Source organism: Blautia massiliensis (ex Durand et al. 2017), assembly GCF_001487165.1.
Classification (GTDB): domain Bacteria; phylum Bacillota; class Clostridia; order Lachnospirales; family Lachnospiraceae; genus Blautia_A; species Blautia_A fusiformis.
In genome coordinates this window covers 2,390,596-2,414,903 of record NZ_LN913006.1, presented here as the reverse complement: position 1 = coordinate 2,414,903, position 24,308 = coordinate 2,390,596, and the positions used below count along the sequence as shown (strand labels likewise).

At 45.2% G+C, this 24,308-nt stretch carries 18 protein-coding genes, 1 other RNA gene and 2 other annotated features; of the genes, 18 read left to right on the top strand and 1 reads right to left on the bottom strand.

The window, feature by feature from the left end; translation table 11 throughout:
- Positions 1-30: 30 nt before the first annotated feature.
- Positions 31-2,301 (bottom strand): glycoside hydrolase family 3 C-terminal domain-containing protein, encoded by a 2,271-nt coding sequence (locus BN3261_RS12030; RefSeq protein WP_059086361.1) that lies wholly within the window; start codon positions 2,299-2,301, stop codon positions 31-33.
- Positions 2,302-2,558: 257 nt separating this feature from the next.
- Between BN3261_RS12030 and BN3261_RS12025 the strand changes: the two genes are divergently transcribed.
- The 18 genes from BN3261_RS12025 (at position 2,559) to BN3261_RS17855 (ending at position 24,038) form a co-directional block, all read left to right on the top strand.
- Positions 2,559-3,239 (top strand): VanZ family protein, encoded by a 681-nt coding sequence (locus BN3261_RS12025; protein ID WP_235812378.1) that lies wholly within the window; start codon positions 2,559-2,561, stop codon positions 3,237-3,239.
- Between the two features lie 148 nt (positions 3,240-3,387).
- Positions 3,388-3,661: a binding site (T-box leader), on the top strand.
- 97 nt (positions 3,662-3,758) lie between these two features.
- Positions 3,759-5,414: a 2-isopropylmalate synthase gene (locus BN3261_RS12020; protein ID WP_173722725.1), complete on the top strand. Its 1,656-nt coding sequence runs from the start codon at positions 3,759-3,761 to the stop codon at positions 5,412-5,414.
- 123 nt (positions 5,415-5,537) lie between these two features.
- A complete protein-coding gene (locus tag BN3261_RS12015) occupies positions 5,538-7,484 on the top strand; it encodes a DUF2142 domain-containing protein (protein ID WP_059086360.1) in 1,947 nt (648 codons plus the stop codon).
- A gap of 486 nt (positions 7,485-7,970) precedes the next feature.
- Positions 7,971-8,804, top strand: coding sequence for a cell wall hydrolase (locus BN3261_RS12010; protein WP_059086359.1), 834 nt, complete (start codon positions 7,971-7,973; stop codon positions 8,802-8,804).
- 216 nt (positions 8,805-9,020) lie between these two features.
- Positions 9,021-10,511: a threonine synthase gene (gene thrC, locus BN3261_RS12005; protein ID WP_059086358.1), complete on the top strand. Its 1,491-nt coding sequence runs from the start codon at positions 9,021-9,023 to the stop codon at positions 10,509-10,511.
- Between the two features lie 82 nt (positions 10,512-10,593).
- Positions 10,594-10,771: non-coding RNA, 6S RNA (gene ssrS / locus BN3261_RS17360), on the top strand.
- Positions 10,772-10,830: 59 nt separating this feature from the next.
- On the top strand, positions 10,831-11,889 hold the full coding sequence (locus BN3261_RS12000) for an aldose epimerase family protein (RefSeq protein ID WP_059086357.1): 1,059 nt from the start codon (positions 10,831-10,833) through the stop codon (positions 11,887-11,889).
- 35 nt (positions 11,890-11,924) lie between these two features.
- Entirely contained in the window at positions 11,925-12,512 is a 588-nt protein-coding gene (locus BN3261_RS11995) for a GNAT family N-acetyltransferase (protein ID WP_059086356.1), read from the top strand.
- A 25-nt stretch (positions 12,513-12,537) separates the two neighbouring features.
- Positions 12,538-13,431, top strand: coding sequence for a YihY/virulence factor BrkB family protein (locus BN3261_RS11990; RefSeq protein WP_059086355.1), 894 nt, complete (start codon positions 12,538-12,540; stop codon positions 13,429-13,431).
- A gap of 47 nt (positions 13,432-13,478) precedes the next feature.
- Positions 13,479-13,700, top strand: a binding site (T-box leader).
- Between the two features lie 94 nt (positions 13,701-13,794).
- Positions 13,795-14,814: a phenylalanine--tRNA ligase subunit alpha gene (pheS, locus tag BN3261_RS11985; RefSeq protein ID WP_044962388.1), complete on the top strand. Its 1,020-nt coding sequence runs from the start codon at positions 13,795-13,797 to the stop codon at positions 14,812-14,814.
- A 66-nt stretch (positions 14,815-14,880) separates the two neighbouring features.
- Complete coding sequence (gene pheT / locus BN3261_RS11980; RefSeq protein ID WP_059086354.1) at positions 14,881-17,298, top strand: phenylalanine--tRNA ligase subunit beta; 2,418 nt, start codon at positions 14,881-14,883, stop codon at positions 17,296-17,298.
- Positions 17,298-17,906, top strand: a complete 609-nt coding sequence (locus tag BN3261_RS11975; protein ID WP_021652918.1) for a histidine phosphatase family protein — start codon at positions 17,298-17,300, stop codon at positions 17,904-17,906. Before pheT ends, BN3261_RS11975 begins: the two co-directional genes overlap by 1 nt.
- A gap of 295 nt (positions 17,907-18,201) precedes the next feature.
- A complete protein-coding gene (locus BN3261_RS11970; RefSeq protein WP_044962386.1) occupies positions 18,202-18,414 on the top strand; it encodes a ferrous iron transport protein A in 213 nt (70 codons plus the stop codon).
- Between the two features lie 144 nt (positions 18,415-18,558).
- Entirely contained in the window at positions 18,559-20,220 is a 1,662-nt protein-coding gene (locus tag BN3261_RS11965; RefSeq protein WP_059086353.1) for a MotA/TolQ/ExbB proton channel family protein, read from the top strand.
- A 14-nt stretch (positions 20,221-20,234) separates the two neighbouring features.
- The gene (locus tag BN3261_RS11960; RefSeq protein ID WP_022427215.1) at positions 20,235-21,329 is read left to right on the top strand and encodes an OmpA family protein; all 1,095 of its coding nucleotides are present in this window, start codon (positions 20,235-20,237) and stop codon (positions 21,327-21,329) included.
- Between the two features lie 6 nt (positions 21,330-21,335).
- Positions 21,336-21,875, top strand: coding sequence for a hypothetical protein (locus BN3261_RS11955; RefSeq protein WP_059086352.1), 540 nt, complete (start codon positions 21,336-21,338; stop codon positions 21,873-21,875).
- 59 nt (positions 21,876-21,934) lie between these two features.
- A complete protein-coding gene (locus BN3261_RS11950) occupies positions 21,935-23,263 on the top strand; it encodes an IS200/IS605 family element transposase accessory protein TnpB (protein WP_059086351.1) in 1,329 nt (442 codons plus the stop codon).
- Positions 23,264-23,678: 415 nt separating this feature from the next.
- Positions 23,679-24,038: a hypothetical protein gene (locus tag BN3261_RS17855; RefSeq protein WP_059086350.1), complete on the top strand. Its 360-nt coding sequence runs from the start codon at positions 23,679-23,681 to the stop codon at positions 24,036-24,038.
- The last annotated feature ends 270 nt before the right edge of the window (positions 24,039-24,308 follow it).

The following is a 24,308-nucleotide window of genomic DNA, read 5'->3' as shown; positions in this document are numbered from 1 at the left end:
AATTCGTTCGGCGGATGATGTCCTGTGAAATTATACCAGTTTATTTAATTTTTCAATAATTTCTGTAAGTTCTTCTCTGGAGTACCCGCCAAAACTTACCAGCGCACGTAATGGCATGGAGTCGGTCATGGCTTCTGTCATTTCTTCGGTGACCGCTTCGGAAGCGGCTTCAGAAGAAGATTCTTCACCAACGTTCATGGCTGAGATATATTTTGCTGTCAGTTCTTTTGCTGTTTCGCTTGTTTTCGGGTTGCGGAACAGTTCGCCCAGGGTAGTATTCATATGAACATGCATCGGAAGTTCCTGGCTGCTGTTCAGATGGATCCTGCCTTCAAGAGGGATATCTCTGGAAGAGGTACCAACAAGGAGCTTATATTCGCCGCTGGCTGCGAACCAGTCGTGAAGTTCTGTATTGTACCATGCGAAGCTTCTCTTGTCCAGCTCCATGGTTACTGTTTTGGTCTCGCCTGGGTTCAGGAAAACTTTTTCGAAGCCCTTGAGCTCTTTTTCCGGACGGATCGCGGAACTGGTACAGTCTTTGACATAGAGCTGTACGACTTCTTTTCCTGCCATATTTCCTGTGTTTGTTACATCAACCGAAACGGTGATGGTGTCTTTGTCTGTAGGATTTTCATTGGAGATCTTCAGGTCGCTGCAGGCAAAGGTAGTGTAGGAGAGTCCATAGCCAAACGGATATGCTACATCCATTTCTTTTGTATCGTAGTAGCGATAGCCTACGAATACGCCTTCACGGTATTCAACCTTTTCACCACCGCCGAAGTTCAGGTAGGATGGATTGTCGGAGAGCTTGAGCGGCATTGTCTCGGCAAGCTTGCCGCTGGGATTTACTTTTCCGTAAAGGATGTTTGCGACAGCGGTACCGCCTGCCTGACCGCCGAGGTATGCTTCCAGAAGGCCTTTTATATCATTGAGCCATGGCATCTCCACGGGGGAACCGTTGTGGAGGACGATCACGGTATTCGGCTGTACTTTAAGGATCTCAGCAATGAGACGGTTCTGGCATTCAGGAAGCCTCATGTGGGAACGATCGTATCCTTCAGATTCAAAGCTGTCCGGAAGTCCGGCGAAGATCACAACCTTGTCAGCGGCGGCAGCAGTTTTGATCGCTTCAGCTGCAAGTGTGTCATCGTAGAGATCTTTGTCTGCAGGAAAACCTTCTGCATAAGTAACCTGTGCATCGGAAGGAACGGAATCCAGTGCATTTGTGATATTGAAGCAGTTAATATGAGAGCTTCCGCCGCCCTGGAAACGAGGCTTCTTTGCAAAACCGCCGATGAAAGCAATTTTCTCGGATGCTTTCAGAGGGAGGATCTGCTCATCGTTTTTCAGAAGAACCATAGATTCTTCGGCAATGTGGCGTGCTTCTTCATGGTCTTTTTCCATGGTGAATTCCTGCGGTGCCCGGTTGTCTGCATATTCAAAAATTATGCGTAGAATGCGTTCAACAGCCTGGTCAAGAATGTCTTCCTTGAGGGAGCCGTCTTTTACGGCCTGTACGATGAGGGCATCGTTGACCCCATTGGAGGAAGGCATTTCCAGCTCAAGACCTGCCTCAAGACCTTTGACGCGGTCATTGACTGCACCCCAGTCGGACATTACATAGCCCTTGAAGCCCCAGTCACCGCGGAGAACATCTGTGAGAAGCCATTTATTCTCAGATGCGAAAGTGCCGTTGATCTGGTTGTAGGAGCACATGAAGGTGTATGGCTGAGCTTTTTTTACTGCGGTTTCGAATGCAGGGAAATAGATCTCACGTAAAGTGCGCTCATCAGCCTCGGAAGAATTGCTCATGCGGTGATATTCCTGGTTGTTTGCTGCAAAGTGCTTGATAGAGGTTCCTACATGCTGGGACTGTACTCCGTTTATAAAAGCGGCTGCGATCTCACCTGCGAGATATGGATCCTCAGAATAATATTCGAAGTTTCTTCCGCAGAGAGGAGAACGTTTGATGTTTACGGCCGGTCCGAGAACTATGGATACATCGTTGGCCTGAGCTTCTTTTCCGATGGTTTTGCCCATTTCTTCCACCAGCTTGCGGTCAAAGGAGCAGGTGCTTAAAGCGGCCGGCGGGAAGCAGACGGCTTTGATGCTGTCATTCATTCCAAGATGATCGCCCTTGTCATCCTGCTTACGAAGTCCGTGAGGGCCGTCGCTGACCATTACTTCCGGGATCCCCAAGCGTTCCACATGTTTCAGATGCCAGAAATCAAGACCTGAGCACATGCCGGCTTTTTCTTCCAGTGTCATCTGGCTTACGATTTTTTTCAGATCACGTTTCATTAAAAATACCTCCGAAATGTTTTTCTTACTATGAACTATAGCATGTTTTGCTGGTAAAATATAACAAAAATTTGTTAAAAATAAAAAAATATTGCAGTTTAGCCGAATTAAGTAAGTCTCTTACTTCAATTGCGAATATCCGCATGACCCTCACATTTTCAGGAATATAAAAACGATATGCAGGTCGATTGACAGAGCGGTGAGAGATATCTTTTTCTGGCTTTTGTGGGAAGAGTGTAGTAATATAGGTAGGAATAATGACAGAGCTGCCGGACAGAAGAATGGTCGGCTGTCTGGCTTATGTGAAAGGACTTATAATGAAAGACATCATATCAAGTATTATTACAAGTGTACTGACAGCTTTGTACCAGCCATTTTGGTTTTCTGTGATTCTGTCTGTGATGGTACTGTTTTTTTATCTCTTTGCCTACCATAATGAGACAGGTGGAAGGGGAATCAGGGGCGCTTTTTCCGTGTGGTGGCAGTATTTCAGAGGAAATGCTTTTTTTCGGAAGCTGTTTTTTCTGACCTTTTATACAACCATGATCTTGTTTCGCACGCTGCTGAACCGGGATATGTGGATGAATCCCCTTTCGGATGTGATGGCGAACTGGTGGATCTGGAAATATGGAGAGGATGGTACCAGATATCTCACAACTGAGTGTATTGAGAATCTGATGCTGTTCATTCCGTTCACGATCCTGCTGTTCTGGACCGCAGGAAAGAAAATATTGAAAAAAACAACATTCTTGAATATTGTGTGGACCGGACTTAAGATTACCTTTGTATTCTCACTGTCCATTGAACTTCTGCAGCTTTTCCTGAGGCTTGGGACGTTCCAGGTTTCTGATCTGACATATAATACTCTTGGAGGAGGTATTGGCGGGGCTGTGTACTGGATTGGTCATCAGCTTTCAGTCAGGCGGGGAGCCGAATAATGTCTGCCGCAGATAGCAGGAAGACAGAGAAACGGATCAGCCCGGATTGCTGTTCGTGAGTGATGCACTGAAATTTTTGCGCGGTGCATCGTTAAAATTTCGTTGACAAATCTTCCATAACGTGTTAACCTAATACCAGTTTCAAAAAGAAAATGCGTAGATGAGGAATAGTACACAAGAGAACGGAGCACAGAGAGCTGCTGGCCGGTGAGAAGCAGCGGAAGGGATTTGTGGAACTCGCCTCGGAGCATCTGCCTGAAATCTTTATATATTATATAAGAGAGTAGACGCAGACGGTGTCCGCCGTTATCCGGAGAGGATATAAGGATGTATATACATTCCGTATCTGTCAAGTGTGTGAATTTTTATTCATGAAATAAGAGTGGTACCGCGTAGGACAGCAGTTGTCTTTCGTCTCTTGCAGAATCTGCAGAGTCGGAAGATTTTTTTTATGTCTTTATATCAAAAACAGAAACCAAAGAGAAATTTTAATGGAAACAGAAAGTGGAGGAAAACAAAATGATGACACCATCCAAGTACAAACGTCAGTATTACATGCCGCCGGTGAAATGTATGAAATGGGCGGAGAAAGAATATGTAGATAAGGCCCCGATCTGGTGCTCTGTAGACCTTCGTGACGGAAATCAGGCACTTGTGATCCCGATGAGCCTGGAGCAGAAAGTGGAATTTTTCAAGCTTCTTGTAAAGATTGGTTTTAAAGAGATCGAGGTTGGATTTCCGGCTGCTTCTGAGACAGAGTATGAGTTTCTCCGTACGCTGATTGAGCAGGATCTGATCCCGAAGGATGTAACGATCCAGGTGCTGACTCAGGCAAGAGAGCATATTATCCGTAAGACTTTTGAAGCTGTTAAAGGCGCCCCAAAAGCGATCGTTCATGTATACAATTCCACATCCGTATCTCAGCGAGAGCAGGTATTCAAAAAATCAAAAGAGGAGATCCTGAAGATCGCAGTAGATGGCGCTGCACTTCTGAAAAAACTGGCTGATGAGACAGAAGGCAATTTTCAGTTTGAGTACAGCCCGGAGAGCTTTACGGGAACAGAGCCGGAGTATGCACTGGAGGTGTGCAATGCGGTTCTGGATGTATGGCAGCCCACTGCAGATAACAAAGCGATCATCAACCTGCCTGTTACGGTTGAGCATTCTATGCCGCATGTGTATGCAAGTCAGGTGGAATACATGTGTGATAATCTGAAATACCGTGAAAACGTGATCGTTTCTCTTCATCCGCACAATGATCGTGGATGTGGCGTTGCAGACTCCGAGATGGGTCTTCTTGCAGGTGCTGACCGAATTGAGGGAACTTTGTTCGGAAATGGTGAGCGTACCGGTAATGTGGATATTGTAACGCTTGGTATGAATATGTATTCCCAGGGTGTGGACCCGAAGATTGATTTTTCTGATATGCCGCATATTTGTGAGGTTTATGAGAAATGTACCGGAATGCAGATCTATGAAAGAAGTCCGTACAGTGGAGCTCTTGTATTTGCTGCATTTTCCGGATCGCATCAGGATGCCATCGCAAAGGGTATGCACTGGAGAGAGAACGGAGATCTGGAGCACTGGACTGTTCCGTATCTGCCGATCGATCCGACAGATGTGGGAAGAAACTACGACGCAGATGTTATCCGTATCAACAGCCAGTCCGGAAAGGGCGGCGTAGGCTATATACTGGAGACAAAGTTTGGCCTGAACCTTCCTCCGAAAATGCGCGAGGCTATGGGCTATGCAGCCAAAGCAGTGTCCGATCACAAGCACAAAGAGCTTCATCCAGACGAGATCTTCAGCCTGTTCAAATCTACCTTCGAAAATGTGGTTGAACCATACAGCATCAATGAGGCTCATTTCCAGCAGAAGGAAGACGGCATCGTAACACGGGTTACTTCTACATTCCGTGGAAAAACCATCGTTACAGAGGCTTCCGGAAATGGTCGTCTGGATGCGGTAAGCAATGCACTGAAGAAAGCTTACGAACTGAAATACACACTGGAGACTTATCAGGAGCATGCTCTGGAGCAGAGTTCTTCCTCCAAGGCTATCGCTTATGTGGGAATCCGTAAACCGGATGGAACGCTTGCCTGGGGAGCGGGTGTTGATCAGGATATCATTCGTGCCTCTATTGATGCACTGGTAACTGCGATCAACAATCGATAAGCATCCGGTTCCGGATAGGTTTACAAAAAATGAGAAGCTGCCATAAAACGCAGCTTCTTTTTTTGCCGTGCAGATGCTATAATAGTGCGGAATGTGAAAATAACAGTGAGTAAGAGGGATATTATGAAAAATAAGAAAAAAAACAGGAGCTCATACAGCCTGTCTGCAGAGCTGAAAAACGCTCTGAAATATCTGCTGATATGGGGAATGATCCTGATCTTTTCCGCATATCTGCTTAGTGATTCGGAGATCCTCGGAAATGTAAAGCAGCAGGCAAGACCGGATACCTGGTCTATGATCGGTGCGGGAGGAAGCTTTGAAGAGGAGTTTACCTGCAAAACGAACCGTCTGTCCGGTGTGGAGCTTTTTCTTTCTACAGAGAGTGCATCGGTTGCTGGAACGTTTCAGATAACGCTGTATCAGAATGAAAGGGAGATCCAGAGCTGGCAGGCCAGCAGACTGACCATATCGTCGGGGGGTGCCACGTATTTCCGGCTTGACCAGAAGCTTACGGAATGTAAGGGGCAGAAATTCCGGATCGTTTTAGATGGCGCAAAAGGGGATACCGGAGTAGCTGCAGGGTTGGTGAGCCAGAAGGATGATACACAGACACTTGCCTATCGGATCATTTCCAGGCCATTTCCAAAATCACTGGTGTTTCTGGTGATTGGAGCGGCGGCAGCTGTGATGCTGGTGATCTTTGCATTTCTGAAACGCAGACAGCTCCGGGCAGAAGTGGTGTTTGCCGTTGTTTATATTTTTATGAGTATCTGTACGCTGGCGGCGGTTCCGGCCTTTAATTCGCCGGATGAGTACAGCCATTATCTGAGAAGCTATGAGGTTTCCAGAGGATATCTGACGTCGGAAGGCAACGGAGGAAACGACTTATTCTCATATGGAAGGACGTTTAACAGTGGTCTGGTTCCGGAATTTTCCGCCAAGGATCATGTATCATTATGGGATATCGGAGAGAATGCAGATCAGCGTATCGACCGGGAAAAAACACAGTTTTACGGATTTGGAAATACAGCCTTGTATGCACCTACTTCGTATCTTCCCCAGGCAGTAGGGATCCGCATTGCAGATCTGTTTACGGACCGGCCGATGGTTCTTGCCTATGCGGGAAGGATCGCCAATATGCTTATGTTTGGACTGTTCTTTTTCTTTGCCATTCGTCTGACGCCTGTTGGGAAAAATTTCCTCGTACTTCTGGGGCTGGTACCTGTGAATATCCAGTCAGCAAATTCCATGTCAGCAGATGCCCTGGCCCTGGCTCTGACGGTTGCTCTGGCTGCCTTTGTACTGGCTATGCGATATAAACAAAAAGAAGTGATGAGTAGAAGACAGCTGATATGGATGTACGTGCTGACCGGATTCCTGTGTCTTTGCAAAGTGGTTTACATGCCGTTTTGCCTGCTCCTGTTCCTGATTCCGAAAGAACGGTTTAAAAGCAGGAAAAATTACTGGTTTCATGTGGTCTGTGCAGGAGCTGTGATCCTGATCTTAAGTTTCGGCTGGCTGGCCATTGCGTCCCGATATCTCTGTGAGTCACAGCCAGGTGTGGATACAGCTGCACAGCTTGTGGGGATCCTGAAGGATCCGGCTGCCTTTGTCCTGACTTTTGTGCGGAGCCTGGATAATTTTGGTGTGACCTATCTTACAGAAATGATAGGAAGTAATCTTGGATGGCTGAACATTCCTGTCTGTGCCCTGCTGGCAATGGGATATCTTCTGGTCCTGGTCCTTCAGGTTTCCGGGAATGATGATATGTCGGGAATCCGTCTGGATCTTCCGGTAAAGAGCATTCTGGGAGGAGTCAGTCTCCTGGTATTTGCGCTGATCTTTGTAACGTTATACGGACAGTGGACAGCCTATGGCTACGATAAGATCCTGGGCGTTCAGGGACGGTATTTTCTGCCGCTTCTTTTTTCGCTGATCCTTGCGCTGAAGCCCAAACGGTTTGCCGAAGGAGCCGGGGAAACACCATGGGGGCTGTTTCTGGGAGCCTGGAGTATTGATCTGTGCGTTTATGCGACACTTTTCGTGCAGGCATTGTGCCGTTTTGCATAAGGTGTCGGATCTGGTCGAGCAAAAATCCTTGACTGGATGAAAACAAAATATTATAATCAAATCCGTAAATAACAGAAGAAAAAACTGTTCTGAAAAAGGATAAACAGGCAGATAGAAGTACGATTTCCGGAAAGTGGGTGTACAACATTGGACGGAGATGGAGACGCTATCTGCCTTTTTTTCTGAAATGAAATATGGCATGAGTGTGGATAACTCTGCGATTTTATGTGGATTTTATGTGGAATACATGTGGATAAGGTGTGGATAAAACACAAATACCGCCGTTGAAGCGTTAAATACGGGAAAAAGCTTGACATATTCAATATTATTAAATATAATTTTCCCATACATTACAAAAATGTTACAAACATGTAAAGGAAATCGTAATGATCCGTATTTATCCGGGAAGCGATGATAATGGGGGCTGTGATGTCGCATCGGAGGATTATGGGCTGTTACAGAAAATGAAACGCAAGGAATGAGATTATGAAAGTTGAGAAAGATTTACGTGAGACTGACGGAGTCCAGGATGAACGTAGAAATGGAAAAACCGGAGGAAATTCCGCGCGCAGTTTTGCAGTGCTGACATTATGTGCAGTTTTGGCGATGGTTATTTCTCTGGGGACAAGGACATTTGCAGAAAGTGAGGGAGGCAGGGTTTATGCAGCTTCAGATGGAGGAGAGAGCTCTCCCTATGAAGAGGTTGCTGTTCCTACCGGGATCGCAGGTGTGGTTTCAGGAGTTACGGATACACCATTATCCGGAAGTACGGTTACAAGGATCGGAAGTTCCTGTGAGCAGGTGATCGTAGGCCAGAGAGTACAGAAAGTAACCAATACTGCTGCAGATCTTAATGTAAGCTCCTCTATGGAAAACAAAGTAAATGAACTTGATGCAAGGTCGATCACACTGGCAGAAAATCCCACACTGATGTCAGATGAAGACTATGATACACTTCTGAGGATCGTGGAGGCAGAAGCAGGAAGTGAAGATATCAAGGGCCGTGTTCTGGTGGCTAACGTCATCATGAACCGTGTAAAAAGCGAAGATTTTCCGAATACGGTGACAGAGGTTGTCTGGGATAACAGTGACGGCGTTCCGCAGTTTTCACCGACCTATGATGGCAGGATCAATGAAGTTGCAGTTTCCGATGAAACAAGGGAAGCGGTCAAGCAGGCGCTGAAGGGTACTGATTATTCTGAAGGTGCACTGTTCTTTATCCAGAAATCTGCAGCAGAGGAACATAATGTGAAATGGTTTGAAAAGGACCTGAAGAGGCTCTTTAAATACGGGGTCCATGAATTTTATACATATAAATAGGAAGAACTGATGCAGTACAGAAGGAACCAACCGCCGGCAGAAACAGACCGGCGGTTTCTTTTTATCCGAAAGCTGTGAATATCTGTCTGATCTCAGGGTGGGATTGGGCAAGACAGATTCTTTTTTAAAAGTGGTGGCATTTTCCATAATTCCATGCTATAATGTGATAACGTTGAAAAGAAAACGAATATCTTACAATAGAAAGGCGGAACACCAATGCAGGTATTGTACAAGAGCACCAGAGGAAAAGAGCAGGCAGTTACAGCGTCTATGGCCATACTTAAGGGCCTTTCTGAGGACGGCGGACTGTTCGTGCCTGAAAGCATTCCACAGCTGGATGTACCAATGGACAAGCTGGCACAGATGACCTACCAGGAGACAGCATATGAGGTAATGAGCCGTTTCCTTACAGATTTTACCGAGGATGAGCTTAAGAACTGTATCAACAAAGCATACGACAGCAAATTTGATACAGAAAAGATCGCGCCTCTTCATGAAGCGGATGGGGCATATTTCCTGGAACTGTTCCATGGCGCGACCATTGCATTTAAGGATATGGCACTTTCCATTCTTCCGCATCTGATGACAACTGCAGCGAAGAAGAATAATGTTAAGAATGAGATCGTGATCCTTACCGCAACATCAGGAGATACCGGTAAAGCTGCCATGGCAGGCTTTGCAGATGTGCCGGGAACGAAGATCATTGTATTTTATCCGAAGCATGGTGTCAGCCCGATCCAGGAGAAACAGATGGTAACTCAGAAGGGTGCCAACACTTATGTGGTAGGTATTACCGGTAACTTTGATGATGCCCAGACTGCAGTTAAGAAGATGTTCAATGATCATGAGCTGGCAGCAGAGCTGGATCAGGCAGGCTTCCAGTTTTCTTCTGCAAACTCTATCAACATCGGTCGTCTTGTTCCTCAGATTGTATATTATGTATATGCCTACGCATCACTGGTACGCGACGGCAGGATCAAAGACGGACAGGAGATCAATGTGGTAGTTCCTACCGGAAACTTCGGAAATATCCTTGCAGCATACTATGCGAAACAGATGGGACTTCCGATCCACAAGCTGATCTGTGCATCGAATGAGAACCGTGTTCTTTATGATTTCTTCCGCACAGGAACCTATGACAGAAAGAGAGATTTCATCCTTACGACATCTCCTTCCATGGATATCCTGATCTCCAGCAATCTGGAAAGACTGATCTATCGTCTTACCGGAGAAAATGCTGAAAAATGTGCAGAGCTTATGAAATCCTTAAGTGAGGGCGGCGAATATACCATTACTGACGATATGAAAGCACAGCTTGTTGATTTTTATGGTAATTTCTGCAGTGAAGATGAGACTGCACAGGCCATCAGTGATATCTACAAAAACAGCAATTATGTGATCGATACGCATACTGCAGTTGCAGCCGGCGTATATAAGAAGTATGTAAGTGAGACAGCGGATCATCTTCCGACAGTGATCGCCTCTACTGCAAGTCCGTATAAATTCACAAGAAGTGTTATGGAAGCACTTGGTGAGGAGCATAAAGATCTGGATGATTTTGGCCTTGTAGATGCATTAAGTGCGCTTTCCGGAGTACCTGTTCCACGTGCAGTTGAAGAAATCCGTACTGCTCCGGTTCTTCATGACAGGGTGGTAGATGCAGTGGATATGCCGGCAGCAGTAAAGGATATCCTTAAGATCAAATAATAATTGATAATAAAATCAGTAAGAAAATGTATTTTCTGTTGAAAAAGCACAAATACTGGTTTATAATAAAAACAACGAAAACCGAATCCTGGAATGTTCGATCCCCCTTTTCTTTTTGAACCTACATTGACATTTTGGGAATCCAAAATCGCAGGTTGGATGTCAGACCTCACGTCGTGGTAGGCAGAAGACACTGTTGAGGATACCCACCTAGCATCTGCTAGGCGTCAAAAATAAGGGAACGGCATCCCGGGATTAATCGGTTAAAGACATAGAGCCGGTTAGTGGCTCTTTTTTCATATATGGGAGGAATTACAGCATGAGTGTTTCTGAAAGGAAATTTGGGACACTTCCTACAGGGGAAGAAGTAAAAATCTATCATCTTGAGAATAAAAAAGGTGCCTATGCTGAAGTGCTTCAGTATGGTGCGATCCTGGTGAAGATATGTGTTCCGGATAAGAAGGGAGATCTGAAGGATGTGGTCCTTGGATATGACGATATCCGGGGATATGAGATTAATGGATGCTTTTTCGGTGCGATCATTGGAAGAAGTGGAAACCGTATCGAGAATTCCAGATTTTTTATTGATGATAAAGAAGTGGTTCTTGCAGAGAATGAGAATCACAACAATCTTCACAGCGGTCCGGATGGTTTTGAGAAAAAGCTGTGGGAAGTAAAAGAAATTTCCCAGGAGAAGAACAGCGTGGATTTCTTCCGCATCAGTCCGGATGGAGAGAACGGATTTCCGGGAGAATTTTCCATTGTTGTGAAATATGAATTCACAGAGGAAAACGAACTGAAGATTTTTTACAGAGGACGCTCTGATGCAGCTACCGTTGCCAATATGACCAACCATTCTTATTTTAATCTGAACGGAGAAGGCAGCGGAGATGTGCTTGACCAGGAAGTATGTATTCATGCGAAGTATTTTACTCCGGTAAAAGACAGCCAGTCCATTCCTACCGGTGAATATGCACCGGTGGCGGGAACGCCGATGGATTTCAATGTTTCCAAACCGATCGGCAGAGACATTGAGGCGGACTTTGAACAGCTGAAGTTTACAGGCGGTTATGACCATAACTATGTAACCGATAATTATGCAAAGGGCAATGTCCGTTCGATCGCTACTGCATACTGCAGGGAATCCGGTATCGGTATGGAGGTTTCCTCCGATTGCCCGTGTGTGCAGTTCTATGCAGGCAATTTTGTTAAGGATGAGAAGGGAAAGAACGGTCATATTTATCATGAACGTTATGGATTCTGCCTGGAGACACAGGTGGAGCCAAATGCAGTCAATGTAGAGGATTTCCATTCTCCGATCCTGCTTCCCGGTGAAGAGTACAGCTCCGAAACGGTTTACCGTTTTTTTGTGAAATAACAGATAAACAGAAATAAAAGAGGTGCGAGAAGGCAATGCAGATACGTGTGGCAGAAGAGAGAGATGCAGCAACACTTTTAGAGATTTATTCCTACTACGTAGAAAAAACTGCGATCACATTTGAATACGAAACACCTTCCATAGAAGAGTTTACGCAGCGAATCCATGATATAAAGGTGAAATATCCGTATATTGTGGCAGAAGAGAACGGAGAGATCCTGGGATATGCCTATGGTTCGGCGTTTCACCCGAGGGCTGCTTATGGCTGGTGTGCGGAGATGTCTGTTTATGTGAGACATGACCGGCGGGGCAGCGGTGCAGGAGGCAGACTCTATCGAGCCTTGGAGAGTCTTCTTGCAGAGATGGGAATTCTGAACCTGAACGCCTGCATTGCAGTTGCACCAAAAGATGATGAATACCTGACCAGTGCCAGTGTGGATTTTCATAAGCATTTCGGCTATAAGCGTGTGGGAGAGTTCCACAGATGCGGCTATAAGTTTAACCGCTGGTATAATATGGTATGGATGGAAAAGATGATAGGCGAACATAAGAGCCTGCAGCCGGAAGTAAAGCTTTTTCCGGAAATCCAGGATAAGATCGGATTTGAACGTTTTTCCTGGTGAAAAAAGAAACCTGAGGGAGGTCAGCATGGACGAGGAAAAGAAAAATATAATCCAGCTCATGCTGGGATTTGTGCGCAGGGCAAACGGAGATCATGTCAGTGCATATGCGGCCCAGGCAGCGTATTTTCTGATCATGTCTTTTATCCCGTTTATACTGTTTCTTACAACGCTGATCCGTTATACACCGTTAAGCTATAATGTTGTCAGGGATGCCATCATCGGGTTTGTGCCCGGAAATCTGCAGACCTTTGTGCTGAGCATTGTGGTAGAAGTATACAAAAGAAGTACAGCCATCGTGCCGTTGTCTGCGTTGATGGCGCTCTGGGCGTCCGGAAAGGGAATGCAGGCGATCACCAATGGCTTAAATACCATTTATCATGTAAAGGAAACCCGAAACTGGCTGATGACCCGAATCTATTCGGTTTTTTATATGCTGTTGTTTGTGCTGGCGATCATTGTCACTCTTCTGGTCCTGGTTCTTGGTAATCGAATCCAAGTAGCTGCACAGAGAACCATTCCGATTCTCGGGAGACTGCTGGCCAAGGTTATAGGGGCCAGGACATTGCTTGTATTTGCCGTGCTGTTTGCAGTGTTTCTGGTCCTTTATAAAGTGCTTCCAAACCGAAAGGCAACCTTTAAAAGCCAGCTTCCGGGTGCATTTATGATCGCAGTGGCATGGATGATATTTTCCTATGGATTTTCCCTGTATTTTGAATTTTTTCCGAGTTTTGGAAATATGTACGGAAGTCTGACTGCGCTGATCATGGTAATGCTGTGGCTGTATGTGTGTATGAACCTGCTTCTTTACGGGGCGGAGATCAATGCCTACTTCGAAAATGAATTCCGAAAGGCCCAGAGATCTGTAAAAACACTTCTTTCCAAGAAAGAAAATGAAAAAAACAGTTCCAAAGAATCCTGACTTTGCGCTTGACAGAAGGCAGACCTTGTGGCATAGTATTAAAAGACAGAAAAGCTGTGAAGGTGTTTATAGAGGATCATTTTCTCGCAGAGAAGGGAAGTCACCGGCTGTAAGCTTCCCCGGGTTCAGATGGTTCTTGAATTTCCCACCGGAGCTTCCTCTCTGAAGTAACAGTAGGAGATGACGTAAGCTGCGCGTTAAGCAGACAAGAGGTGCCCGTGATCTTTTCATGGGAAACTGGGTGGTACCGCGGATATTCCGTCCCTTTTATGAGGGACGGTTTTTTATTGCCCATATCTGGATCTTCGGGGTGGGCGGCGGATCATTTGATCATTTTAATTAAAGGAGAAATAGACCATGGATATGAAAGAAAGACTTCAGGAACTGGCTGAAAATGCCAGAAAACGGATCGAGGAATCCGAGGGCCTGGATAAGCTGAATGATGTGCGTGTTGCATATCTTGGAAAAAAAGGTGAGCTTACTGCAATCTTAAAAGGTATGAAGGATGTTGCTCCGGAAGAACGTCCGAAGGTTGGACAGCTTGTCAATGAGACAAGAGCTAAGATCGAAGAACTTCTGGAAGCCTCCAAAAAGGATTTCGAGGAGAAGGTCCGTGAGGAAAAAATGAAGGCAGAAGTGATCGATGTAACACTTCCTGCAAAGAAAGCGAAGATCGGTCATCGCCATCCGAATACTATTGCTCTGGAAGAGGTTGAGCGTATTTTCATCGGAATGGGCTATGAGGTTGTGGAAGGTCCGGAGGTTGAGTATGCGGACTACAACTTTACAAAGCTGAATATTCCGGAGGATCATCCGGCAAGAGATGAGCAGGATACATTCTTTATCAATGATTCCATTCTGCTCCGTTCCCAGACATCACCGGTGCAGGCACGTGAGATGGAAAAAGGCAAGCTTCCGATCCGTATGATCGCACCTGGTCGTGTATTCCGTTCTGACGAGGTAGATGCAACACATTCACCTTCCTTCCATCAGATCGAGGGCCTTGTTATTGATAAGAACGTTACGTTTGCAGATCTTAAGGGAACCCTTCAGGAGTTTGCAAAAGAGCTGTTCGGACCGGAGACAAAGACCAAATTCCGTCCGCATCATTTCCCGTTCACAGAGCCGAGCGCTGAGGTTGATGTTTCCTGCTTCAAATGCGGCGGAAAAGGCTGCCGTTTCTGTAAAGGTTCCGGCTGGATTGAAATTCTTGGCTGTGGTATGGTTCATCCGAATGTTCTCCGTATGTGTGGGATCGATCCGGATGAGTATACAGGATTTGCCTTTGGTGTAGGTCTGGAGCGTATCGCACTTCTGAAATATGAGATCGATGATATGCGTCTTCTCTATGAGAACGACAGCAGATTCCTGAAACAGTTCTAAAACAGTGAACACGGATCATGAGTATCCGTCTGACAGTAAATATAGAAAAAAGAAGGGACAACCAAAATGAATACTTCATTATCTTGGATTAAAACATATGTGCCGGATCTGGATGTAACGGCACAGGAATATACAGATGCCATGACCTTAACAGGCACAAAGGTAGAGGGCTTTACAGAGCTGGATGCAGATCTCGATAAGATCGTGATCGGCCAGATCGATAAGATTGAGAAGCATCCGGATGCAGATAAGCTGATCATCTGCCAGGTAAACATCGGAACTGAGAGTGTGCAGATCGTAACAGGCGCTCCGAATGTAAAAGAAGGAGATAAGGTTCCGGTTGTTCTTGATGGCGGACGTGTTGCAGGCGGCCATGATGGAAAAATGACTCCCGGAGGGATCAAGATCAAAAAAGGCAAACTCCGTGGCGTTGAGTCCTTTGGTATGGTGTGCTCTATCGAGGAGCTTGGAAGCACCAGAGAAATGTATCCGGAAGCGCCGGAATACGGAATCTATATTTTCCCTGAGGACGCAGTTGTGGGTGAGAGCGCTGTTAAAGCACTTGGCCTTGACGATGTGGTATTTGAGTATGAGATCACTTCCAACCGTGTAGACTGCTACGGTGTTCTTGGAATCGCAAGAGAGGCAGCAGCAACCTTCCAGAAGAAATTCTGCCCGCCGGTTGTAGAGGTTAAGGAAAATGATGAGAAAGCTTCCGATTATGTAAAAGTTACTGTAGAGGATCCGGAGCTTTGCCCGCGTTACTGCGCAAGAGTTGTAAAAAATGTCAAGATCGGTCCGTCCCCGAAGTGGATGCAGAGATGTCTGGCTTCCAATGGAATCCGCCCGATCAACAACCTGGTTGATATCACAAACTATGTAATGGAAGAGTTTGGACAGCCAATGCATGCATATGATCTGGATACCATCGCAAATCAGGAGATCGTTGTACGCCGTGCAGGAAAAGATGAGAAATTCGTCACACTGGATGGCCAGGAGCGTATCATGGATGAGAACGTTCTGATGATCTGTGACGGTGAGAAGGCTGTCGGCATCGCAGGTATCATGGGGGGAGAGAATTCCATGATCACAGACGATGTAAAAACGGTTCTTTTTGAGGCGGCGTGCTTCGATGGAACCAGCATCCGTCTTTCTTCCAAGAGGATCGGACTTCGTACAGATGCATCCGGTAAATTTGAGAAGGGTCTTGACCCGAACAATGCACAGGCTGCAATTGACCGTGCATGCCAGCTGATGGAAGAGCTTGGTGCAGGTGAGGTTGTAGGCGGAATGGTTGATGTCTGCAGCGAAACAAGAGAGCCATCCAGAGTAAAATTTGAGCCTGAGAAGATCAACAAGCTTCTTGGAACCAGCCTTACAAAAGAAGAGATGATCGATTATCTTGGACGTGTAGAACTGGTTTATGATGAAAAAACAGACGAGATCGTTGCACCGACATTCCGTCAGGATATCCACTGTAATGCAGATGTTGCAGAGGAGGTTGCAAGATTCTATGGCTATGATAAGATCCCGATGACACTTCCTACAGGAGAGGCTACTACGGGTAAGCTGCCATTTAAGCTTCGTATCCAGGAGGTTGCAAGAGATATCGCAGAATACTGCGGATTCTCAGAGGGAATGTCCTATTCTTTCGAAAGCCCGAAGGTATTTGACAAGCTTTGTATTCCTGAGGACAGTGATCTTCGTAAAGTCATCACCATCAGCAATCCTCTTGGAGAGGACTACAGTATCATGCGTACAAGCACACTGAACGGTATGCTGGCATCCCTTTCCACAAACTATAACAGACGTAATAAAGATGTTCGTCTTTACGAGCTTGGAAATATCTATCTTCCGAAGTCCCTTCCGGTTACAGAGCTTCCGGATGAGCGTACCATGTTTACACTTGGAATGTACGGAAAAGGCGATTTCTTTGATATGAAGGGTGTATGCGAGGAGTTCTTCGAGAAGATCGGAATGAAGAAAAAGGTTACCTACGATCCAAACAGCGGAAAACCATTCCTTCATCCGGGAAGACAGGCTAACATGATCTATGAGGGTAAGGTAGTTGGATATTTAGGGGAGGTTCATCCGGCTGTTGCAGATAATTACTCTATCGGAGAAAAAGCATATATCGCAGTGATCGACATTCTGGATGTTCTGGAATTTGCTGGTTTCAACCACAAATATACAGGAATTGCCAAATATCCGGCTGTAACTCGTGACCTGAGCCTTGTAGTTCCCCATGCAGTTCTCGCAGGACAGATCGAGGAGATTTTTGATCAGAGAGGCGGAAATATTCTTGAGAGTTATCAGCTGTTCGATATCTACGAGGGCGCACAGATTGAGAAAGGTTTCAAATCCATGGCTTATTCTCTGGTATTCCGTGCCCATGACAAGACTCTTGGTGAAAACGAGATCTCCGCAGCAATGAAAAAGATCATGAATGGTCTTAACGGACTTGGAATCGAGCTGAGAAGCTGATGCTGATCTACATTGTAAGACATGGCCTTACTGAGTGGAATAAATTAAAAAAGCTTCAGGGTGCAGCGGATGTACCTCTTGCGAAGGAAGGGATCCTTCTTGCGGAAAAAACCGGAGAAGCTCTCCGTAATGTGAAGTTTGATATCTGTTTTACAAGTCCGCTCTCAAGGGCAAAACAGACAGCAGAATATGTTCTGGGGAAACGTGATGTTCCGATCATACCGGATAAGCGGATCCAGGAGATCGATTTTGGTGTGTTGGAGGGTGATCAGGTAAGAGATGCAGATGGTAATTATATCGATCCGCAGATCGAGACTTTTTTCCGTGATCCGGTAAATTTTAAACGACCGGAAAAGGGCGAGGATATTTTTGATGTAATCGCCAGGACAAAGGATTTCTGGGATGAAATAACATCAGATCCGACTCTTGCGGATAAAACAATTCTTGTTGCCTCTCATGGATGTGCAGTCCGTGCTCTTCTTCAGAATGTAGATCCTGATCCGGAGAATTTCTGGAGAGGCTCCGTGCCGCCAAACTGCTGTGTTAATCTTGTGGAAGTAAAGAATGGAAAGACAACGCTTCTGGAAGAAGATAGAGTTTATGCATAGAAAATAATGAGAAACGCAGAATAACTGTAATGGCTGTTCTGCGTTTCTTTTTTTGCTTGTTTTTATTGGTGGAATTTCACAGGTTATGATTGACTAATTGAGATAAAATGAGATAAAATATATAAAAACATAAATAATTCAGAAAAATAAAAGTTAAACTTTACTAATTATATAAAGATGCAGAATTGTGTTGGAATTATATGAAATCATTTAACCAAGTGCGGATTGCGAATATCCGCCTACGGATAGAGGATAATTACGGATAGTGATGTGATATATGGAATGGGGTGAGTATATGCAGTCATTAAATGAGACAAAAGCAGGGGAAAGCTACACGATCAAGTGGATGACCGGAATGCCGGAGACTATGGAACAGATCAGGCAATATGATGTCAGTGAAGGAAAGACCGTACAGATCATAAGCAGGATACTTGGCGGAGTGATCGTAGGTGTTTGCGGACGCAGGATCCTGATCAGCGATGATGCAGCCTGCCGTATAAAAGTATAAATAAAAGTATAAATAGAAAAAAGACGAAAGGACAATTCTTTTGGCGAAGGAATTGTCCTTTCTGGTTGTTTTAGGGAAGATGTTATGATAGTATGGGAACAAAAGAGTAACTTTTTTCAAAAATAAAGACAGGGGAGGCATATTATGGGAAAAAAGTTTATGAATACAGCGCTGTTTCTGGCAGTAACAGTGGCCGCGGCAACCCTGACTGCTTATGTTGGAAAAGGCTCCGGGAATGTGTTGCTTTATAATTTTACATTTCTGGGACTTATGCTGATCATATACGCAGTGGGGCTTTTTGCAGGTTTATATCGGATGGATAATCTGTCAAGAGCACTGAAGCATGGCGCTGGTGAGATCACAGAAGTGTTTCAGCTTCCGGGAAGAGCCAGAAAAGAAGAGATTGGGCAGCTGCGAGGGATTTTCGGTGACCGCTATCTCGACAAAAAGATGGATGATTTTGTTGACAGCATCAGCAGAACGGAAGAAGGGATCGCTGAAGTAGAGGATTTTGTGAATATTGAGGATGTAGATGTACATATCCACAAGAGACTCCTTGAGATGGCTCCGGACATTTTTACAAGCCTTGGTATCCTTGGAACATTTATCGGTCTTGTGTGGGGACTTAAGAATTTCCAGCCCACAGATTATGAAGTGATGACAAGCTCTGTATCCGCTCTTGTAGATGGCATCAAAGTTGCGTTTCTGACTTCCATTTATGGAGTTGCACTTTCTGTTGTGTACACATTTGGGATGAAAAGCGGATATTCTGCGATGTCCCAGGCGATGCAGGATTTTCTGGATCGTTTTCACGCACTGGTGCTCCCTACTGCGGAGAATGAGTCCTGGAATCTCCTTGTTTCCAGCCAGAAGACGCAGACAGAAGCCATGAAACAGATGGCGGAACAGTTTTCTGTGCAGATGGCAGATAGCTTTGAGAAAGTGATCACACCTACTTTTCAGAAGATGAATGATTCTCTGGACGTTCTTACCGCATCTGTGACAAAAGGGCAGCAGGATGCGATCCGGGAGATCCTGGATACGTTTTTAAGCGAGATGCATGGTTCCTTTCAGATGCAGTTTGAAGATTTTAATGATGCTCTGGCAGAACTTAAGAAGGTGCAGAAGGAGAATACAGAATATACATCAGAATTGTACAAGACCATGAGCAGTCAGCTGAGTGAAACTTTTACGAAGCAGGAACGTGCCATGAAGGATGCCATTAAGGAAATCGATGAGATGCAGAGCAGTTATATGAAGACTGCAGACCGTATTATCCGGGATAATCAGATGATCCAGCAGCTGCAGAAACAGGATTACGAAAAGTTTGCCCGGCATATGCATGAAAATGAAAAAGAATCCGCAGATCTCTGGAAAAACTGCAATGCATCTATGCGTCAGTATGTGGACAGTGCTGCAGAAGGGATGAAAGCAGTTGCGGATTCCAATAGGATCAGCGAGGAGCTTCTTCGTGAAGATAAGAAGATGATCGAAGATTTTGAAGCCAGAGTGAAAGAATTTACCGAGAGCCAGAAGATGGTCAACGGTGTTCTGGATGAGGTACGCAGGCTTCTTTCTGAGATCAAGACGGCAAAAAATAACCGTGATATCCATCTGATCGCCGGACAGCCCTGGGGCTATGGAAGCAATGCCGGTATCCAGGAACTTAAGGATAAGCTGACGGGTCTGGAGGATCTTCTGGAAGGACAGGGTGCAAGACAGGAAGCGCTGCTGGATGAGATCGAGCGCAGTATCCGTGAGGCAACGAAGGCAGCACAGAAAAGCCGTTTTGGTTTATTTAAATAAGAGAGGAATTGTCAATGCGCAAAAAAAGAAAGCCGGAGGAGCATGGGTTTAATGTCTGGCGTTCTTATTCGGATATGATGGCAGGAGTTTTGCTGCTTTTTGTTCTGATCATGTGTGTGACACTTTTTCAGGCACAGAAGAGCTATCAGGACAGTCTGAAGGAACGGGATGAAAAAATCGCTCTTCAGGAAAAATATACAGAAGAGCTTCTGGAAAAACAGAATGCGCTGGATGAGCAGGCAGGAACATTAAAGAGCCAGGATGAGCAGATCAAGTCCAAGGACAAGCAGATCAAATCTCAGGATGAAGAACTGTCTTCTCTGGCGGAGAAGCTTGCCAAACAGCAGGAAACACTGGAGGCACAGCAGAAGAAGCTGAAAGAACAGCAGAAAAAGCTGTCCTCTCAGAAAAAGAAGCTTTCCAGCCAGCAGGATACACTGAAAGAGCAGCAGTCTGCGCTGGATGAAAAAACAGAGCTTCTGGAAGAACAGCAGGAGAAGATCGACAAGATCATCGGCGTGAAAGCTGAGGTTGTGGAAGCTTTGCAGAAGGAATTTGAGAAAAAGAACCTCAATGTGGATATTGATCCACAGACAGGTGCGCTGACGCTGAATGCCAATGTTATGTTTGATTATGATCAGGCAGAGCTTACCGATTCCGGTAAGATGACATTGTCTATGGTACTGCCGACATATTGTAAGGTATTGCTGGATGATTCCTATAAGAAATATCTTGGCGAGATCATTATTGATGGTTATACGGATACAGACGGAGATTACAGTTATAACCTGGAGCTGTCACAGAAGAGGTCTCTGGCGGTAGCGCAGTATCTTTTGGATATTAAGAGTGATTTTCTGAAGGATTCACAGGTTCAGGAACTGAAGGATTGTCTGACAGTGAATGGGCATTCCATGTCAGATCCGGTTCTGGATGCAGATGGAAATGTAGATAAGGATGCGTCCAGACGTGTAGAGGTAAAATTCCGTTTGAAGGATGAAGAGATGATCCAGGAACTGAATAAGATCATGCAGGGAGATTCTGCAGAGTCCGACAGTACTGCTCAGAAAAAAGAAAAGAATCAGAAAGAAAATCAGGATAATAAGCAGTAATAAAATATGGCTGCTTTATATTTTTTAAGGAGGATTGGGTATGAAAAGAAAACTGGCATTGATGAGATGTTGACGAAGGTTCTGGATACAGTATGGACTCATAAGGGGTATACTGGCAGCTGTTATGTTGAGAATGTGGAGATGATCTTTAAAGTTACCGGTACAATGATCCCGGGACCGACGATCGAGGGTTATAAGCAGGCGTGGGTTTCGGTGTCAAATACGATGATTTTGATGAATTCTGTTATGCAGCTTTGTAATGAGATCATTGTGGCGAAGAATAATGGTGGAGCTTCGAATCAGCAGATGGGGGATTGTCAGCTGCTGATGAGGACTTATCTGGACTGTCTGAAGAAGTCTGGGGGATATGTGGCGTCAGTTATGAGGAACTCATTTGTTATGCAGGGGTATTTGGCTCGTTATGATAGTGCGTTGAATAACTGCGCGTCGCATTCTCGTTACTTTAGTGATGAGTTAGACGCGCAAATTTTTTGCTTAAAGAAAGAACATATGTTTACTTACGGCACTATATGTGTTAAAATATAGCCATGGGTAGTAGAAAAAACAACAGAATCTGAGAAAAGAGTTATCAGGGAGAAATAAAAATGCAGATAATATCCAGTTATGGTGTAGAATTACGAAAACAGAATATCCCGATCCGCCAGACACTGGAGATTTATCGTTCTGCTGTCAGCTATCTGATTGGAATTTATGTGCAGGTATGGGAAGAATTAGCAGAAATCCCGGATGCAAAGAGGCGTTTTAATGCTGCAGAACATCTAGTACATACTACGAAGAAAAACCATGCCTGTTTTGATTTTGATATCCGGTTCCCAAAGATGCCTTCCTATCTGCGAAGATCTGCCATCCAGCATGCACTGGGGACAGTATCCTCTTATAAAACACGGCTGGATCTATGGGAAAAGACAGACGGAAAGAGGGGGGAACCAAAGCTTGTATATGAAAATCACGCCATGCCGGTCTTCTACCGTGATGTTATGTACCGTGAAGGAGTGGAAGGGAAAGACGAAGCATACCTGAAACTCTATGACGGTCATGACTGGAAATGGTCCTGTGTATGTCTGGAGCATACAGATATGGAATATCTGAGAAGATACTGGTCAGGGAAAAAGGCATCTGCCCCGACTCTGGAAAAGAGACACCAGAAGTATTTTTTGCGTTTTTCCTATAAAGAGGAAGTAACACTTACTAAAACACCTGTGAAAGAACAGGTCATCTGCAGCGTAGACTTAGGGATCAATACCGATGCAGTCTGTACCATCATGCGGGCAGACGGAACTGTCCTGGGAAGAAGATTCATAGATCATCCCAGTGAAAAAGACCGGATGTACCGCACACTGGGACGGATCCGCAGATCCCAGAGGGAACATGGCTCTGCGCAGACACAGGGAAGATGGGCATATATGAAACGTCTGAACACAGAACTTGGAAAAAAGACTGCATGTGCGATTGTAAGATATGCGGAAGAAAACCATGCAGATGTGATCGTGTTTGAGTATCTGGAGATGCAGGGAAAGATATCGGGAAAGAAAAAACAGAAACTGCACCTGTGGAGAAAGCGGGATATCCAGAGGCGCTGTAGACATCAGGCACACAGGAAAGGGATGCGGGTATCCAGGATCTGCGCATGGAATACCAGCAGACTGGCTTATGATGGTTCCGGAGCGGTAACACGTGACTGGGAAAATCACAGCCTCTGTACTTTCCAGACAGGAAAACGATATAATTGTGACCTGTCAGCAGCCTGTAATATAGGAGCGAGATATTTTATCAGAGAACTTTTAAAACCCATTCCGGCAACGGAAAGGTCTTTACTGGAGGCAAAAGTCCCTCCTGTAAAGCGTAGAACCTCATGTGTCTATGCAGATCTGAGAAAACTCCATTCAGAAATGGAACTCTTAAAAGTAGAATAGATACAGGCAGATATACAGCGGACTACCTGTAATGTGGGAACCAGCCATATCTGGCATGGGAAATGCGCATAACTGCGCACCTAAGTTATAGGTGTATCCGCCGATATTCAGTCTGACGCCTAAAGCGTCTGGAAGCACGCGACTTCAGTCGTGTGAGGTTCACTTATGAAGCTTATATTTCGGGGTGTATGTCTAATGCAGTGTATGGGAAGTGATTGAGATTTAACTGAATCAAGTGAGTCTTCTGCGGGGTTGTGACTTATTTGTTCTTTTGGCTCTGGTGTCTGGCAATGTTGTATTTGCTGGGCACCGGGGCTTTTTTGTTTAGGTGGATGGAGAGAGGAACGCCAGAGGAAGGCGGCATCGGTCCGGGGGCGGATGCAGTCGGGGATGTTTTTGAGGATTTGTGAGGAGGATGGAGAGCAGGACGCCAGAGGAAGACAGGAAAAAAGCCGGAGCATGGAACGGAAGCATACATCAAAAAAACATCAAAGAAACATCAAAGGATTCAGAATCCATGATCCAGAATCCAGGAACTAGATCGGCACAGTATACCACCATAAATATTGAAGAATCTAGAAACCAGATCGGCACAACGTTCCATTCTGAGTACCGCAGCATACAGACAAAAGTCAACAACGTAGCACACACAACAACGCAGAACTCCTTCCGTGCCCAAGAGGGTGGGGGTGCAGGGGGAGGGCCTTCGGGCTTACGGAACTCTGAGATGGCCTTCCCCCTGCATATTCCCGCATTGAAAATGCGACCGGCGTAGCGCCATCCAGCGAAGAGACTTATCAAAAAACAACATATATAAAATAATAAACAGGAAGACAATAGTATAATAGGATAATAGCAGAAAAGAAATTGCCTCTTTAAGATAAACTTCCAGGAAAATCTAAAAAAATTGAATTTTATGGTTGACAAGCATAACTCCCAGTGGTATTATAACTAAGCTGTCGCAAATAATTGTTTCGGAAAAACAAACAATTAAAAAGAATTTCAGAAAAATGAAATTCACAGTTGACAAAAGACAGAAGATATG

Bases quoted from the DNA above. Each gene is read 5' to 3' on its own strand.
- BN3261_RS12030 (WP_059086361.1), bottom strand. From the start codon at position 2,301: ATGAAACGTGATCTGAAAAAAATCGTAAGCCAGATGACACTGGAAGAA.
- BN3261_RS12025 (WP_235812378.1), top strand. From the start codon at position 2,559: ATGACAGAGCTGCCGGACAGAAGAATGGTCGGCTGTCTGGCTTATGTG.
- BN3261_RS12020 (WP_173722725.1), top strand. From the start codon at position 3,759: ATGATGACACCATCCAAGTACAAACGTCAGTATTACATGCCGCCGGTG.
- BN3261_RS12015 (WP_059086360.1), top strand. From the start codon at position 5,538: ATGAAAAATAAGAAAAAAAACAGGAGCTCATACAGCCTGTCTGCAGAG.
- BN3261_RS12010 (WP_059086359.1), top strand. From the start codon at position 7,971: ATGAAAGTTGAGAAAGATTTACGTGAGACTGACGGAGTCCAGGATGAA.
- thrC (WP_059086358.1), top strand. From the start codon at position 9,021: ATGCAGGTATTGTACAAGAGCACCAGAGGAAAAGAGCAGGCAGTTACA.
- BN3261_RS12000 (WP_059086357.1), top strand. From the start codon at position 10,831: ATGAGTGTTTCTGAAAGGAAATTTGGGACACTTCCTACAGGGGAAGAA.
- BN3261_RS11995 (WP_059086356.1), top strand. From the start codon at position 11,925: ATGCAGATACGTGTGGCAGAAGAGAGAGATGCAGCAACACTTTTAGAG.
- BN3261_RS11990 (WP_059086355.1), top strand. From the start codon at position 12,538: ATGGACGAGGAAAAGAAAAATATAATCCAGCTCATGCTGGGATTTGTG.
- pheS (WP_044962388.1), top strand. From the start codon at position 13,795: ATGAAAGAAAGACTTCAGGAACTGGCTGAAAATGCCAGAAAACGGATC.
- pheT (WP_059086354.1), top strand. From the start codon at position 14,881: ATGAATACTTCATTATCTTGGATTAAAACATATGTGCCGGATCTGGAT.
- BN3261_RS11975 (WP_021652918.1), top strand. From the start codon at position 17,298: ATGCTGATCTACATTGTAAGACATGGCCTTACTGAGTGGAATAAATTA.
- BN3261_RS11970 (WP_044962386.1), top strand. From the start codon at position 18,202: ATGCAGTCATTAAATGAGACAAAAGCAGGGGAAAGCTACACGATCAAG.
- BN3261_RS11965 (WP_059086353.1), top strand. From the start codon at position 18,559: ATGGGAAAAAAGTTTATGAATACAGCGCTGTTTCTGGCAGTAACAGTG.
- BN3261_RS11960 (WP_022427215.1), top strand. From the start codon at position 20,235: ATGCGCAAAAAAAGAAAGCCGGAGGAGCATGGGTTTAATGTCTGGCGT.
- BN3261_RS11955 (WP_059086352.1), top strand. From the start codon at position 21,336: ATGGCTGCTTTATATTTTTTAAGGAGGATTGGGTATGAAAAGAAAACT.
- BN3261_RS11950 (WP_059086351.1), top strand. From the start codon at position 21,935: ATGCAGATAATATCCAGTTATGGTGTAGAATTACGAAAACAGAATATC.
- BN3261_RS17855 (WP_059086350.1), top strand. From the start codon at position 23,679: ATGGAGAGCAGGACGCCAGAGGAAGACAGGAAAAAAGCCGGAGCATGG.